Source organism: Kocuria aegyptia (genome assembly GCF_039530085.1).
Classification (GTDB): Bacteria; Actinomycetota; Actinomycetes; order Actinomycetales; family Micrococcaceae; genus Kocuria; species Kocuria aegyptia.
The window spans coordinates 1-611 of the sequence record NZ_BAAAOA010000051.1 but is presented as its reverse complement, the minus strand read 5'-3'; the positions used below and the strand labels follow the sequence as shown (position 1 = coordinate 611).

1 protein-coding gene is annotated in these 611 nt (G+C 69.9%); it reads right to left on the bottom strand.

Annotated elements, in window-relative coordinates:
- The coding region (locus tag ABD220_RS17835; RefSeq protein WP_344124840.1) for a manganese catalase family protein at nucleotides 1-611 on the bottom strand (611 nt) is incomplete at both ends.

Below are 611 nucleotides of genomic sequence, written 5' to 3'. Positions count from 1 at the left end.
ACTCCGTGGCCTCCTTGGCCTGCGGGAAGTTCGAGGGCACCGGCATCTGCTCCAGCCCGTCGGCCTGCAGCTCCTTGACCGCGGCCATCCACTGGTTCTGGTGCATGGTGTCCCTGGCCAGCAGGAACGACAGCATGTCCCGGACGCCCTGGTCATCGGTCATGTGGTAGAGCCGGGCGACCTGGGTGCGGCCCTGCATCTCGGCGTTGACGTTGGCGGTCATGTCCGCCAGCAGGTTCCCGGAGGCGGTCACGTAGGACCCCGACCACGGGTTGCCCATCGAGTCCACGGGCCGGGCCCCGGCCCCGGCCACGATGGCGTGCTGCAGATCGGTGCCCCCGATCACCGCCGCGACCGCCGGATCGGCCTGCACGGCGTCCTCGGTGATGCCCAGCGGGGCCTTCTCCAGCAGCTGGGCGACCATCGTGGCGAGCATCTCGATGTGGCCGAACTCCTCGGCGGCGGTGCCGAAGAGCAGGTCCCGGTACTTGCCCGGGATGTGGGCGTTCCAGGCCTGGAAGCTGTACTGCATCGCCACGGTGATCTCCCCGTACTGCCCGCCGATCACCTCCTGGAGCTTGCGGGCGTAGACCGCGTCCGGGGCCTCGGGG